Here is a 14,431-nt window from a genome sequence, read left to right on the forward strand (position 1 = left end):
GCGAGTGTCCGAGTAGTTTAATTAATAGCGCAAATTTGCGGTCGCAGATAGTATAACTATTGCAAATATCTTCATTTGACTCAAAAAAATGATGCAACGGCAAGTATTGATTCGTAAATTCTCAGTATCTGCACAAATATAATCTCGATGCCAAAGAATAATATAAATATGATTGTGAATTACGCTGAAAGGGGTATTGTAAGTATGAGGTGAAAATTATGAACGCTCTTCTTGTCTATCCTGCTTATCCGGATACGTTTTGGAGTTTCAAGAGTATACTGTCCTTTGTCTCCAAAAAGGCGGCCTTTCCTCCGCTCGGCTTGCTCACCGTGGCCGCCATGCTTCCAGTGAAATGGGAAAAACGCCTGGTGGACACGAATGTCGCCCCTTTGGGCAACGCCGATCTCGAATGGGCGGACGTGGTCCTGATCAGCGCCATGATGGTGCAGCTTCCCAGCGCGAGGAAAATCATGAAACGCGCCAGGGAAGCCGACAAAATCGTGATCGCGGGAGGTCCGGCCTTCAGGTCACATCTGGAGCAGTTTCCCGATGCGGATCATTTCATCGTCGGCGAAGCCGAAACCGTCATGCCCGAATTTCTGCATGACTTCGAACGGGGAGCGGCAAAGAAACAGTATATGTCTTCTGAGCACCCCGATTTGGACTCAACGCCGCTCCCAGCCTGGAACCTGTTGAGAATGAAGGATTATATCTCCATGTCGGTGCAGTATTCCCGCGGCTGCCCCTTTGATTGCGAATTTTGCGACATCGTGGCCATGAACGGACGGCGCCCTCGTGTAAAAAATCCCGATCAGATGATGCGGGAGATCCAAAGTCTGTATGATGCCGGATGGAGGGAGTCCGTCTTTATCGTGGACGACAACTTCATCGGGAACATAGCCCGGGTGAAGGAGTTTCTGCCCAGGCTCGCCGAATGGCAGAGACTGCACGGTTACCCCTTCAAGCTCATGACCGAGGCCAGTATAAATCTGGCGCGGGACATTGAACTCATGGAAATGATGAGTGCGGCGAACTTCCACAAGGTTTTCATCGGCATTGAAACGCCCTCCACGGAAAGCCTGGTCGAATGCGGGAAAAAACAGAACGTCACCACCGATTTCAGCTCGGCGATTCGGGATATTCACCAACACGGCATGCAGGTGATGGGTGGTTTCATCGTGGGCTTCGACAACGACACCTCGTCGATTTTCGGGCAGCAACTCAGATTCATTCAGGAGATCGGGGTCGTGACGGCCATGATCGGGGTTCTTAACGCGATGCCGCATACGAGATTATGGACTCGGCTCAAATCCGAAGGGAGACTGCTTGGTGAATTGAGTGGAGAGAATACCGATGCCTGCCTGAACTTCGATCCTCGCATGGGAGGTGAAGCCCTGCTGGATGGATACAAGAAACTTGTGGGAGAGCTGTACTCTCCAAGGAAATATTATGACCGGATCAGCACGTTTCTCTCTTCCTACGCACCCACGGCACGGGGAAAAATGGTCCGGACGGATGTTCAAGCCTTCTTGAAAAGCATGTGGGCTGTCGGCATCGCCTCACCTGCCCGCATCCTCTACTGGAAGCTGGTGCTGAGGACGCTGCTGACCAAGCCGAAAGCCCTGTCCGCCGTGGTCGAGCTTGCGATTCAAGGCTTGCATTTCACCCGGGTGTCCCGGCGCATCATGGGTGTGTGAGAAAACAGGGGGCACGGAGCCCCCTGCGTATGGACCGATCAACTGCCCGGAATGGGAAAGATTTTCTGTTCGCTCTTGGCCGGATTCTTTTCCAATTGGTGGTAACGGTTCCATGCGTTTTTCGACAAGCGCCTCAGGATGTCATCCAGGTCGGAACCGTGCATCAGGTTGCTCAGGTCCGCCTCGTCCATCAGGCGGTACGAGAGCGAGTAGCCCTCGCCCCGACTCAAGTCGAGTTGCACATCTGGAATGTTGAAAACGGGCAGCGAGTCGCAGACGTCCACGAGTAGATCCCGCACCGTCTGATAGAAGAATTTCTTCACGTCTTCCGTTGATTCGGCCTGGGTCAGCAACTCGCGGAACCGACTACGGGCTCCCTGCTCCTGCTTGGTGAATGATAATTGAGTGCTCATATGCTCTCCTTGTTGCGTTGACATTTTGCCGAAGTCCGGCGGCCGGAGTGATGGCGGAATCTGCTCGCGGAAACCCGCGCGGATCAAGCGCGTGAGTATTTGATGATGTCTTCTTTGAACTCCTCGATCGCGCCCTCCGTCAGTGAGGGGGTGAAGGTTGCAATGGCCTGGACGATGGCGTCCGTTGTCACCGGAACGTTGCTCCCGCTTTCGCATTCTTCTTCAAAGGCGTGCTGGGCTATGGTCTGAAAGAGGTATTCGATGTCGGCCGGGGTGTATTTTCCCGTCAAGGCGATGATACGCGCCAAATCGATGGCGCCTACGTTCATCTTGGACAAGAAATATTTCAGAATGGTTTCTCTTCCGCTCTCGTCGAGAGTCCCGACCGGGATGATGCAATCAAATCGCCCAGGCCGCAGCAGGGCGGCGTCCAGTTGGCGGATGTAGTTGGTCGCGCAGACGAGCAGCAACTTGCTGGTATGGCTTTTGATAAGCGGGACCTGCTTGAGAAACTCATTGGTGATGGACCTGTCTATGCGATTGGCTCTATCCCGATTGCCTGCAAGTTCTTCGAATTCGTCTATGAATATGACGACTTCTTCCAGGTCTCGCGCCTTCTCCATCACACTGCGCAGGTGGGCGCCGATTTTGTCCACTCCGTCGACCATGAGCATGCTCGGCATGATTTCCACGTACCACCACGCCAGCCTCCCGGCCATGGCCTTGACGAAATGGGTTTTGCCCGTGCCGGGAGGGCCGAAGAAAATGATGGTTTTGGGTGGAATGACGCCATGTTTCCGAGAGAGTTCCTCCTCAACCAGAGGGAGAATGATCTTCTTTTGTATCAGCTTCTTGGGTGGCTGGGTGTCGGAGATGGTGTCCCATATGTCTCGGGTGATGGCCTGTGCGCCCATTTGCACCAGCAGTTTTTCCTGGTTGTGCGTGGCGAGTTCCTTGTCCGTACCGATATTCTCGACAAAATCGTTGCAGGCGATCTTGAAGCCGACATCCCGGTTCAATCTTTCGGACAGGACCCACTGATGCCGCCTGATTTTTTGCCAAAGATCGGTAACGACGTCCGTATCGAACTTTGCGCCGCAGGCTTCGAAAATCTTGCTGGCGCAGACCTCGGGTGCGGGTGATTCGAATGTTTTGATATCCATTGTTTGGGCTCCTGCCGCAACATCGTATTTACAATTCAATTATCATGTTCAATCAATGTGCACGGTTGAAACTGTAAATTGAATTCCCACCATTTTAAACGCAGACACAAAGGCCAGTGAGTATTTACATAGTACTCCATGACCTGGAATTGTCACTGCATATTTTCATAAAACAGTTGATGCGGAGCAATAATAAAATCAACCAGACTTGCCATGAGCAATTGGCGAGTTGCCGATCCCATTCGATGTGGATTGTTTCGATCCGATGCCCCAGAGTGTTGGTAGAACAACCTGGCAACGGGGGGGAGAGCCTCGCTCCAGATCGGCAACCGTCATCCCCCCACCCTTTCAGCGGTCAGGACACCCGGCACGAGAGATGGAACCGAGTCTCGACAAGCCTCGATCCGACTCGAAGAGACCTCCATGAGGCTTTACCCTTGGGGCAAAGGGCGTCGTATTCCTATTTCAGATACAAGGGCTTCCGGCGGGCCGGACTGAGGGAACGCTACCGGACGTCGCAGCGGGGGAGCGAGATGCTGACAGTGGTCCCGTCGGCCTCGAATGTGGCGAGCTCGATATGGCCGCCATGCGCCTCGGCGATGAGCCTGGCGCTGTAGGTCCCCAGCCCCGTGCCGAACCGCTTGCCCGCAGTGGCGTATTTCTCGAAGAACCGGTCCCGGATTGATTCAGGCACCGCACCGGCATTGTGGATGGCAACGTGCACCGCTTCGGGGTCCACTCGACAGGCGATGGTCACGCTCCCCTCGCCGGGAGAGGCCTCGATGGCATTTTTCACCAGATTCACGAACATGTCTTCGAAGAGAAAGGCCTCTCCGCATATCCGCGCCCTTCCGGCAACACACTCCGCCGAAGGCTGGAGGATGATGGACACCTTGTTTTGTGTGGACAATATCGCCAGGGATTCTTTCACGGATTCAAGGAGTGGATGGACTTCGAGCAGTGTTTCCGCCGGCGTGTATTCCCCCCTTTCCATCTCGCGCAAGGGCTCGGCGGCATCAATGAGACGGATCACTTGCCGGACGCCGAGAACGACTTGCGGGAAAATGTCCATCAAGGCAGCGTTCACGTTCCCCTCCAGGAACAATTCCGCCAAGGAATATAAACTGATGAGCGGCCCCTTGATGTCGTGATGTATGATGCGTTGCACGTCCTCCCGGAACCGTTCTTCCTGTTTGCGCGCCGTAATGTCGTGTATCACGATGCGGCAAACGGGAGCTCCTTCGCCATCCGGAGCTATGGAGCCGGTCAAAAGCGCCCAGAACTCGCTCCCGTCTTTTTTCACCAGACGCAATTCGCATTCCGCCCTCGCTGTAGGCGAAGTATTATTGAAGAGCTCTCTGCGGTGCCGGTAATAGATGTCCTGGTCCTCCTTGTGGATAAACCTGGTCCAGGGCTGTCCGACCATTTCGCCACGAAGCATGCCGAGCAGTGTCGCGGCGGTGAGATTGGCCTCGAGGGTCAGTCCCTTTTCGCTGACCGTGCAATACCCGACCGGGGCCATGTCATAGAGATCAAAGTAGCGCGCCCGTACGGCATCCAGCTCCGTCTGGGCCCGGCGCAACTCCTCGTTCTGCAACTCCAGCTCGATCTGATGAACCTGCAACTCGTGGAGCGCCTGCTGCGCCGCCTCGAGAGAAAGAGGGGATTTGTCCGCGGATTCAGTCGCCTGGATCAAAGCTTCGGCTTGAAGTCTGAGTTTGTCTGTCATGTGCTGTCCCTCCCCGGGGCCATCCGTTGTATGGTTGCCATGGCATAGACATGACCCGCGTCGTCCGCCAACGGGCTGGCCGAAAGCCATACCTCCAAGGTCTGTCCGTCCTTGTGGACGCGGCGCGTCTCATAGGGCGTCGGCATGACGCCCGCCGCGACCTGCCGGATGTTCTCCAATTCCTGCGCCCGCATATCCTCCGGAAGCATATCCCGAATGTCCATGGCCAGCGCCTCCTCTTCACTCCACCCGAAAAGACGCTCAGCCGAGGGATTCCAGGACAGGATATCTCCCTTCGTGTCCAGGACGGCGATGGCGTCCAGCGAATCCCGCGCAACCACCGCCAGACGGATTTGGCCATGGGCCTCCCGCAGCAACTCGTGGGATTTCTTCATCTCGGTTATGTCGACAAAGGTGATGACCGCCCCTTCGATCACGTTCTCGAGGGTGCGATAGGGCTGGATACGCATCGTGTACCATTTGCCGTCCGCCGTCTGTACCTCCAGATCCTTGGGGAGCAGCGTCTCCAATACGGACCGCACGTCTCCAACCAGGTTGTCGTAACCCACCATCTTGGAGACGATGTGGCCGACGGGCCGCCCGATATCGATCGGGATCAGGTTGATGATCCGGGTGGCGGCCGGGGTGAAGCGCATGATGCACAGCTGGTGATCCACGAATATCGTGGCGATGCCCGTGCCGGAGAGCAGATTGCTCATGTCGTTGTTGGCCTGAGACAGATCGATCAGCTTGTTCTGCAGCTCGGCATTGACGGTGGACAACTCCTCGTTGACGGATTGCAGCTCTTCCTTGGAGGTTTCCAGCTCCTCGTTCGAGGATTGCAGTTCTTCATTGATGGACTGCATTTCCTCGTTGGAGGAGTTGAGTTCCTCGTTGGACGTCTCCAGCTCCTCGATGGTGCTTTGGAGATATTCCTCGTTGGCCAACAGCTCTTGCCGCAATGTCGCGACCTCATTCTTTTCTCTGGCCAGTTTCTCTGCCCCATCCTCGACGTCCGGGAGATGGGCTTTTTGCACCGACCCGAGGTCGGCTTGCGACGTCGGCCTCAAGACCACCAGATAAAGGGGGGCGGAAAACCCGACATGGTCGGCCGCCACCGGGCAGACCGTCAGGTCGACCGAAGTGAAGGGCCCGTTGGTCTTGACCCGCAAAGCCTGGCTGCGAACGGTTTCACCGGACGATCGCGCCTTGTGCAGGGCCGTGCTCAGCCCACGGCGCAATCCCTCCCGCGCCATCTTGAGGATGTTGTTGGTGCCCGCTTCGCCTTGCGCGGGTTCCAGGTACTGGCCGGTGCGCCCATGGAGGTAGAGGATGTCGCCCTGGGCGTTGACCAGCACTCCCGCCGGGATGAACCGATGCAGCAGCGTCTGTTCGGTCAATTCGCGCAACGGCAGTTTAGCGGGGGCGGCCTCCTTTACGCCTGTCGGCCGGAGGGGGGACGAGTCAAGGACCGTCAGCGGCGGCAGGAAACGGCCCATGGGCGCGGACTGCCTGCCGCGCGCAGCTTCATTGCGCAGATACAGTTTCGACTTGCGATCCACGACGGTGAACAGGTCTCCAAAGTCGCCCACCGTTTCCGATGTGCCCAAAAAGAGGAAACCGCCGGGTCGCAAGGCGTAATGGAAGAGCGGGATGAGTTTTTTCTGCAACTCCCCGCCCATGTAGATGAGCAGGTTGCGGCATACGATGCAGTCGAGCCTGGAGAAGGGCGGGTCCTTGATCACATCCTGTTCCGAAAAGATCAGTATGTCGCGGAGCGTTTTGTGGATGCGGTAGGTGCCGCCATTGGCTTCAACCGAGAAAAACCGTGCCAGCCGTTGCGGTGTGATGTCGGTGGCGATGCTGGCCGGATACAGCCCGCTTCGGGCCGTGGCTATGGCCTGGCTGTCCATGTCTGTGGCAAAGACCTGCACCTTGAATGTTTGTCTGGTCTTTTCCATATACTCCTGAAGGAGAATGGCGATGGAGTAAGCCTCCTCTCCGGTGGAGCATCCCGCCGACCAGATTCGGATGGAGGAATTCGGGGACTTCCCGGCAAAGAGTTTCGGGATGACTTTTTCTTCAAGCACCTTGAACACATCGGCATCGCGGAAAAAACGGGTCACGCCGATGAGCAGGTCGCGGAAAAGGGCCTCCACCTCCATCGGGGTTTGCCGCAGGTATTGAATGTACGCATCCAGCGTGTCGATCTGATGCACGGCCATTCGGCGTTCAATGCGGCGATGAATGGTGCTCGGTTTGTACTGGGAAAAATCGTGCCCGGTCTGGGCGCGCAGCAGGATGCATATTTTACGCAACGCACTGTCGGTCACGGGCGTGGGCGCCGTCCGGAGGGGCGGACCAAAGGCATGGCTCGCATAGGCGATGATCCGGGCGGGCATCTCCGACGGCACCAGCTCGTAATCCACCAGGCCGGTGGCAATGGCGCTGCGCGGCATGCCGTCGTGCTCGCAGGATTCGGGCGTCTGGGCAATGACCATGCCCCCTTCGCCCTTGATGGACCGCACGCCGAGGGTGCCGTCGCTGCCCGTGCCGGAGAGCACGACGCCGATGGCCGATTCATGCAGGCTCTGAGCCTGGGAGCGGAAAAAATAGTCAATGGGCAGCCGCTGTCCCCGTGGGGCGATGGGTTCGATCAAGTGCAGACTGCCGTGCAGAAAGGCCATGTCGCGGTTGGGCGGAATGATGTAGATGCAGTTGGGCCGGACTTCCATGCCGTCTTCCACCTCGAACACCTCCATGCGGGTGCAACGGCGGATGAGCTCGGTCAGCAGGCTTTTGTGGTCAGGAGCCAGATGTTGCACCAGGATGAAGGCCATCCCCGGATCGGCGTCGGCAGGCATACCGGAAAAAAAGGCTTCGAAGGCCGCCAGACCTCCGGCCGAAGCACCGATGCCCACGATGGGAAAGGCCGATCCGGACCATTGCCCCGAATCGAGAACGGTGTTGTCATTCGATACGGGGGAAGTCTTTTGCAGCTTGGAATCGGGTGTGTCTTTTTTCTTTTTCATAAACCTGCCTTCTTCTTCCCCTCATACCTTGCCCGACGCCAATTGTCGCCTGATAAGACCATGTCGGATGCCGGGGCGTTGCCCTCGGGCTTCCCTCCGCCAGCCAACCAGGCATACTTCCTCAAGGCGTCTCTACCGAGCTGATACTGTGTCATCCACGAGCTTTCCGGCCAGGTCCTTCTCGGCATTGCTTCCGGCCTTGCTGTTCTGGATGCCGGTTGAACGATGACAGAACAACGTCCTCTCGGCATGGCGGTGATGGCGGCATCGTCCACCGCCTCTCCCAGGATTTCCATCTTGGTGGCGCCCGTCGATTGCTCCTGCGAGGGAGCAAACAGCAAAGAGTCCGAATGGAACCAGAATCTCAACGGGTAATGTTACATGGTGTGGAGCCGTGTGGGCGCGGCAAGGACGCACGGAACGGCTAGGCGTGTTTCACAAGCGGGTATGGAGGGCTGTGGGAGCTTAAACGTCGGGTACCCTAGAGTACAACGATCAGGCTCTCCTGAACAGGCGCAAAATGAAAATCAGGATCACCGCGCCGACTGTCGCTGTGACTATTGCCCCGAGCAGTCCGCCCGAGTTGATCCCAAGAAGCCCGAAGACGTATCCGCCTATCACCGCCCCTAAAATACCGACGACGATATCTCCGATGAGACCGAATCCGCCTCTCATAAGCATCCCGGCCAGCCAGCCGGCAACGAGTCCTATCAATACGAACCAAAATACAGCCGCCATGATGTCCCCCTGAGAGTAAAAAATATTCAACTGGTTTCATTCTAGCATATACAGCAACAATAAACACTATAAATTTAATTGATACAGCGACTGCGCAATCGCTCCAGAAAAACTGAACTTACACGGTGGACAGGAATCGGCTTGGATCGAAACAGCGGCTCCACTCCATAGATGTCCAACTTAAATCCATCGTGAAGTGACCCAAAGGAACGAACTCATCACCAGAAGCTCTGTTTTCTGAGTGCTAGATTGACCCAAATACACGAGAGGCAAAAGTATAGGCGAGTTGAGTCAATGCGAGATGCAATCTAACTTTAATGAGCTAAAATTAAACACGGTTGTATTGTTAGCGTGTGCGTAAAACGGTTTCGAAAATTCACGAATGCTTTCGTTTAACACCGAAAATTATTCAAGGATAAGAGCCCGCCTTATTTGATAAATAAGGCGGGCACTCGATTTTCAGAAACGTGGTGGGTACTTTTAAGAAGAGTTTTACCTTCGTTTAAATCTGAGGAAACTCCCAGTTGCTGAAGCCGGGCCAAAATGGTAGGTCAACCATAAATCAGGAAGGACACGTCGAGCAGGAATAGACTAATAAAATCAAATTATTGCCGTACAGTCGAAAAATCAGGACTTCCGAGTCGTCTCTTCGGCACCAGAATGAAACAGGGCCGCGACCGACAAGGTTGCGGCCCTTTTTCCGTTCGGAGGCCGGTTCACGGCCATGGACAGCTAATGGGAATTCGGATACATGCCAGCAACACGGTGATCAGTTAGCATTCTCGCCTTGGGGGCGGGATGCGGGGGCCGCTGTCGGGGGGCATGCCGTATGCCCCGGGCCCGATGCCGAAGACCATTTGCCGAATGCGCGAAGCCGGGCGGTTTCATCACTCTTTTTCATACCGATTCCACCTTTTTCGTATAGTATTGCACGAAATCGGACGATACGGCTGTTGTCGTGACATTCAAATATCTTGGGGGTTCAATGTTCGCCAATTTGAGCTTGAAGGTTAAAGTGCTGGCCCTGGCTCTGCTCGGGCCGGTCATCGTCGCCGTGGTGCTGTCGGTCCACCAGGCCATACAGATCCGCGATGACGCCGAGAAGGGCATCGTCCAGCAGAGCCGCGCGCTCATTCTCATGGCCGAGGCCGCCCGGAACGAGATGGCCAAGAAGCTCAAAATGGGCATCATCGTGCCCTTCGACCAGCTCGACACCCAGGACAAGCTTCTCGAATCCATCCCGGTCATCACCGCCATCAACATCGCCAAGCAGGAAGCCAAAAAGCTGCAATACAACTTCAGGGTCCCCAAGGTCGCGCCGCGCAACCCGATCAACAAGCCCACGCCCTTTGAGGAGAAGATCCTGGCCGAGCTCAAGGCCGAGAACCTGGACGAGAAGGTCATCATCGAAGACAACGCCATCCACTATTTCCGCCCCATCCGCCTGACCAAGGAATGCCTCTACTGCCACGGCGACAACAGGGGCGACCGCGACCCGGTGGGCGGCATCAAAGAAGGCTGGAAGGAAGGCGAAATCCACGGCGCGTTCGAGATCTCGACTCCCCTGGACCAGGTCAACGCCAGCGTGGCCAAGGCCGAGCTCTACGCGGCCCTGGAAACCGTGGCCGTGCTCCTGGCCGTGGGCGTCCTGGTCTGGGTGCTGGTCAAGCTGATCATCGTCGGGCCGCTCTTCCGCATCCGCACCTATGCCAAGGCCGTCGCCGAAGGCGACATCGAGGCCCGGCCCGAAGGCAACTTCGCCGCCGAACTGGGCGTGGTCAAGGAAGCCATCCATACCATGGTCGGCAACCTCAAGGCCAAGATGTTCGAGGCCGCCCAGAAAAAGGACGAGGCCGAACGCGCCCAGGTCGTGGCCGAAAAGGCCATGGAGGACGCCAAGGCCCAGGAGGCCAAAACCAACACCCTGCTGACCACCATGCAGCGCATCGCGGGCGAGGCCTCCCTCATCGCCGAGCAGGTCACCTCGGCCGCCGACGAGCTCTCCTCCCAGGCCGAACAGGTCAGCCGGGGCGCGGACGTCCAGCGCGACCGCACCACCCAGACCGCCACGGCCATGGAAGAGATGAACGCCACGGTCCTCGAAGTGGCCCGCAACTCCTCCAACTCCGCCGAGTCCGCGTCCAACGCGCGGACCCAGGCCCAGGAAGGGGCCAAGATCGTGCGCGAGGCCATCGACGCCATCCGCGAGGTCCACGACCTGACCGCCACCCTCAAGCAGTCCATGGGCCAGCTCGGCAATCAGACCACGGACATCGGCCAGATCATGAACGTCATTGAGGACATCGCCGACCAGACCAACCTGCTGGCGCTGAACGCGGCCATCGAGGCCGCCCGCGCGGGCGAGGCCGGTCGCGGCTTCGCCGTGGTCGCGGACGAGGTCCGCAAACTCGCGGAGAAGACCATGGACGCCACCAAGGAGGTCGGCAACGCCATCCAGGTCATCCAGACCGCGGCCGCCACCAACATCCAGAGCGTGGACCACGCGGCCAAGGCCGTGGAACAGGCCACCGACCTGGCCAACCGGTCCGGCGAGGCCCTGGAGTCCATCGTCCACTACGCGGACGACACCTCCGGCCAGGTTCAGTCCATCGCCACCGCCGCCGAGGAGCAGTCCGCCGCGTCCGAGGAGATCAACCGGGCCGTGGAAGACATCAACCTCATCGCCACGGAAACCGCCGAGGGCATGAACCAGTCCGCCGAGGCCATCAACGAACTGGCCCGGCTGTCCAGCCAGCTCCTCAAGCTCATCGAGGAAATGAACGCCCACTAGGGCAACCGAACGAACGACAAAAACGAGGCGCGGAGCACATTGCTCCGCGCCTCGTCTTTTTTCGAAAAGGCGTGAGTGAAGGGTTACTGCCAGTCGGTCAGGCCGTAGCGGTCGAGGATGGCCGCGAGCCTCCCCGACTCGCGCAAGGACCTGATCCCCTCGTCGAAGAGCGCGGCGTGGCGGGCGGAACGCGTATCGGCGGGCGAAAAGGCGATGTACAGCTTCACATGGTCGCCGTCGTTCCCGGCATACTCGATGGACTTGAGCAGGCCCATGGAGTGGGCGAGGTAACAGACCACCTGGGCCTCGTCCCCGACCACGTCCAGCCGCCCTTCCATCAGCAGCTGGAGGTTGTGCTCGGAGGGCCTCTCCCGGCCCGCCCTGTAGAGATCCAGCTTGTTCTTCGGATCCTCGGAGTACTTCTCTATGGCCGACGCCAGGGTATACCCGGCCGGAACCCCGAGACTTTTCCCGCGAAGGGAATCGGGCGCGACATACCGCCAGGGATCACCGGCCCTCACGTAAAAGGCGAAAAAGTCCACGCCGATGGGCTCGTCGGGAAAGACGAATCCGACGGCCTCATCCGTGGTCGCGCCGATGACCGCCTCGACATGCCCGCGCCGGGCCTCTTCCACGGCCCGCTCCCAGCCCATGATGCGGTAGTCGACGGCTATCCCGGCCGGTTCGAAGATCGCCCGCAGGACGTCCACGGCGTACCCCTCGCGCTCGTCGCCCGACCCGCAGTTGTAGGGGCACCACTCGTCCGAGGCCACGACGAGCGACTCGGCGTACGCCGAAGAGACGACGCAAAGTGCCAGGGCCAGCCAAAAGGAAAGCGCATACGGGGTCATACTCCGCAATATCCACCGGACCGACATCCGATGAAATTATAATCTCGCCGCCCCGGCGGACGCCCTCCGCGCCACCGCGACCATCTCCGCTTGTCATCGCCCGGCCGTTTCATTATGGTTCATGCTCTGGCGAACCGACGTGCAACACAGGGGAAATCCATGGCCATAGCCGACCCGGCCGCATTGATACGGAGTCTGTCGAACAAGCAGGGGCTTGCCGCCCTGCTGGACGTGTTGCCGCTCGCCGTGGCCATCATGGACCGGGACGGGACGCTGCTGGCGGTAAACCAAAACTACGAGTCCCTGACCGGGGTGACGGGCGACCAGGTGCTGGGCATCCGCTGCCTGCACGCGCTGCGCTCGGACTACTGCATGCGCAACTGCCCGGTGCTGGCCGGGTGGACGGACAAGCGCACGCGGACCCTGGAGGCGAACATCATCAACCGAGACCGGGAGAAGGTCAGCGTGCACCTGACGCTGGCCCCGCTGGTGGCGGAAGACGGATCCATCCGGGGGGTCATCGAGACATTGATGCCCGCTTCGGCGCACGTGCTTGACGAGATCGTCAGCGGGGTCTCGGGCCTGGGCGAACTGGTCGGGCGCAGCCCGGAGGTGCGCAAGATCTTCGCCATGACCCCATCCATCGCCCAGACGGATTCGCCGGTGCTGATCACCGGGGAAACGGGCACGGGCAAGGACATGCTGGCCGAGGAGATCCACAAGGAGTCGGACCGGGACGGGCCCTTCGTCAAGGTCAACTGCGGCGCGCTGCCCGTGCCGCTGCTGGAGGCCGAGCTGTTCGGCCACGCCAAGAACGCCCTGCCCGGCGCGGACCACGCCAAGCCCGGCCGGTTGCGCATGGCCCACGGCGGCACGCTGTTCATCACCGAGATCGGGGACCTGCCCCTGCCGTTGCAGACCAAGCTGCTGGCGTACATGGACGACCACGCGGTCCGGCCCATCGGCTCGACCAAGGTGGTCCACACGGACGTGCGCATCATGGCGGCCAGCCACTACGACCTGGAGGACATGGTCCGGCGCAAGCGGTTTCGGCGCGACCTGCTCTACCGGCTGAACGTCATCCGGCTGCACCTGCCGCCCCTGCGCGAGCGGGGCGAGGACCTGCTTCTGCTCCAGGACCACTTCCTGAAAATGTTCCAGGTGCGCTACGGCAAAAAGGTGGACCGCTTCTCCAAGAACGTGGAGACCCTGCTGCGCTCCTACGAGTTTCCGGGCAACATCCGGGAGCTGCGCAACCTGATCGAATACGCGGTCAACTTCTGCGACACCAACGTCGTCCGCATGCGCCACCTGCCTGGCTACATGCTCCACGGGCCGAACCTGCCCGAGAACCTGTCCCTGCCGCCCAGGGCCACGGAGACGGGCGCGGTCCGCGCGGCCCCGCCCGAGCGCTGGGAGGACGTGCAGCGCAAGATGATCCTGGAGGCCCTGGTCAAGACCGGAGGACGCAAATCCAAGGCGGCCGAGCTGCTCGGCTGGGGCCGCTCCACCCTGTGGCGCAAGATGAAATACTTCGGCATCGAATAGGCGGACCCCCATGGAAAACATCCTCATCCCCCTGATGGACAACGAGTTGTCCCCCCGGTTCGACCTCGCCCCTGAGGTCCTGATCATCTCCATCACCCGCGAGACCAGCGCCATGGGCACCCTGAGCGAGCGGATCATCAACTTTGAGGCCCCGTCCGCCGAGGCCATGTACCGGCTGGTCATGGCCGAGAACATCCAGACCATCATCTGCGCGGGCATCGAGAAGGAGGTCTTCGAATTCCTCAAGCGCAAGGGGGTCAAGGTCGTGGACAACGTCTGCGGCCCGGTGGACCCCATTCTCGAAGCCTATCTGACCGGCCGCCTCTCCCCCGGCCAAAATTATTGGGGCTGACATAGATCTCTCGTCGTATTAGGGGGGACTATGAGGCTAAAAAGATCGCGTTTGTCGGCTCATATATCCGGTCGTCTGATTGAGCATTTCGTTGCTGGCACCCCAGCCCGCACAGCC

The 14,431-nt window shown here is 58.8% G+C and carries 10 protein-coding genes; 4 read left to right on the top strand and 6 right to left on the bottom strand.

The genetic code is table 11. The features are described from left to right. The first annotated feature begins 218 nt into the window (after positions 1-218). Positions 219-1,697, top strand: a complete 1,479-nt coding sequence (locus AB6M95_RS14835; RefSeq protein WP_371387528.1) for a B12-binding domain-containing radical SAM protein — start codon at positions 219-221, stop codon at positions 1,695-1,697. Positions 1,698-1,735: 38 nt separating this feature from the next. Here AB6M95_RS14835 and AB6M95_RS14840 read toward each other — a convergent pair whose 3' ends face one another. The 5 genes from AB6M95_RS14840 to AB6M95_RS14860 all read right to left on the bottom strand — a co-directional run bounded on the left by AB6M95_RS14840 (position 1,736) and on the right by AB6M95_RS14860 (position 8,772). Next, positions 1,736-2,110, bottom strand: coding sequence for a hypothetical protein (locus AB6M95_RS14840; RefSeq protein WP_371387529.1), 375 nt, complete (start codon positions 2,108-2,110; stop codon positions 1,736-1,738). A gap of 83 nt (positions 2,111-2,193) precedes the next feature. After that, the gene (locus AB6M95_RS14845) at positions 2,194-3,273 is read right to left on the bottom strand and encodes an ATP-binding protein (protein WP_371387530.1); all 1,080 of its coding nucleotides are present in this window, start codon (positions 3,271-3,273) and stop codon (positions 2,194-2,196) included. 505 nt (positions 3,274-3,778) lie between these two features. Continuing rightward, a complete protein-coding gene (locus tag AB6M95_RS14850; RefSeq protein WP_371387531.1) occupies positions 3,779-5,002 on the bottom strand; it encodes a PAS domain S-box protein in 1,224 nt (407 codons plus the stop codon). Then, a complete protein-coding gene (locus tag AB6M95_RS14855) occupies positions 4,999-8,034 on the bottom strand; it encodes a chemotaxis protein CheB (RefSeq protein WP_371387532.1) in 3,036 nt (1,011 codons plus the stop codon). The genes AB6M95_RS14850 and AB6M95_RS14855 overlap by 4 nt, the downstream gene beginning before the upstream one ends. A 495-nt stretch (positions 8,035-8,529) precedes the next feature. Then, positions 8,530-8,772 (bottom strand): GlsB/YeaQ/YmgE family stress response membrane protein, encoded by a 243-nt coding sequence (locus AB6M95_RS14860; RefSeq protein ID WP_371387533.1) that lies wholly within the window; start codon positions 8,770-8,772, stop codon positions 8,530-8,532. Positions 8,773-9,757: 985 nt separating this feature from the next. Here AB6M95_RS14860 and AB6M95_RS14865 point away from each other — a divergent pair. Further along, positions 9,758-11,563, top strand: a complete 1,806-nt coding sequence (locus tag AB6M95_RS14865) for a methyl-accepting chemotaxis protein (RefSeq protein ID WP_371387534.1) — start codon at positions 9,758-9,760, stop codon at positions 11,561-11,563. A gap of 83 nt (positions 11,564-11,646) precedes the next feature. Here the strand turns inward: AB6M95_RS14865 and AB6M95_RS14870 are convergent, their stop codons facing one another. Beyond that, complete coding sequence (locus AB6M95_RS14870; RefSeq protein ID WP_371387535.1) at positions 11,647-12,414, bottom strand: substrate-binding periplasmic protein; 768 nt, start codon at positions 12,412-12,414, stop codon at positions 11,647-11,649. A gap of 159 nt (positions 12,415-12,573) precedes the next feature. Between AB6M95_RS14870 and AB6M95_RS14875 the strand changes: the two genes are divergently transcribed. Beyond that, positions 12,574-13,962, top strand: a complete 1,389-nt coding sequence (locus AB6M95_RS14875; protein WP_371387536.1) for a sigma-54 interaction domain-containing protein — start codon at positions 12,574-12,576, stop codon at positions 13,960-13,962. 10 nt (positions 13,963-13,972) lie between these two features. Next, positions 13,973-14,314: a NifB/NifX family molybdenum-iron cluster-binding protein gene (locus AB6M95_RS14880; protein WP_371387537.1), complete on the top strand. Its 342-nt coding sequence runs from the start codon at positions 13,973-13,975 to the stop codon at positions 14,312-14,314. Positions 14,315-14,431 lie beyond the last annotated feature (117 nt).

Origin of the sequence: Pseudodesulfovibrio karagichevae (assembly GCF_041414475.1) — a bacterium.
GTDB classification, from domain to species: Bacteria; Desulfobacterota; Desulfovibrionia; order Desulfovibrionales; family Desulfovibrionaceae; genus Pseudodesulfovibrio; species Pseudodesulfovibrio karagichevae.

Excerpts from the sequence above, each read along its gene's own strand:
- AB6M95_RS14870 (WP_371387535.1), bottom strand. The coding sequence starts at position 12,414 with ATGACCCCGTATGCGCTTTCCTTTTGGCTGGCCCTGGCACTTTGCGTC.
- AB6M95_RS14875 (WP_371387536.1), top strand. The coding sequence starts at position 12,574 with ATGGCCATAGCCGACCCGGCCGCATTGATACGGAGTCTGTCGAACAAG.
- AB6M95_RS14845 (WP_371387530.1), bottom strand. The coding sequence starts at position 3,273 with ATGGATATCAAAACATTCGAATCACCCGCACCCGAGGTCTGCGCCAGC.
- AB6M95_RS14840 (WP_371387529.1), bottom strand. The coding sequence starts at position 2,110 with ATGAGCACTCAATTATCATTCACCAAGCAGGAGCAGGGAGCCCGTAGT.
- AB6M95_RS14850 (WP_371387531.1), bottom strand. The coding sequence starts at position 5,002 with ATGACAGACAAACTCAGACTTCAAGCCGAAGCTTTGATCCAGGCGACT.
- AB6M95_RS14835 (WP_371387528.1), top strand. The coding sequence starts at position 219 with ATGAACGCTCTTCTTGTCTATCCTGCTTATCCGGATACGTTTTGGAGT.
- AB6M95_RS14860 (WP_371387533.1), bottom strand. The coding sequence starts at position 8,772 with ATGGCGGCTGTATTTTGGTTCGTATTGATAGGACTCGTTGCCGGCTGG.
- AB6M95_RS14865 (WP_371387534.1), top strand. The coding sequence starts at position 9,758 with ATGTTCGCCAATTTGAGCTTGAAGGTTAAAGTGCTGGCCCTGGCTCTG.
- AB6M95_RS14855 (WP_371387532.1), bottom strand. The coding sequence starts at position 8,034 with ATGAAAAAGAAAAAAGACACACCCGATTCCAAGCTGCAAAAGACTTCC.
- AB6M95_RS14880 (WP_371387537.1), top strand. The coding sequence starts at position 13,973 with ATGGAAAACATCCTCATCCCCCTGATGGACAACGAGTTGTCCCCCCGG.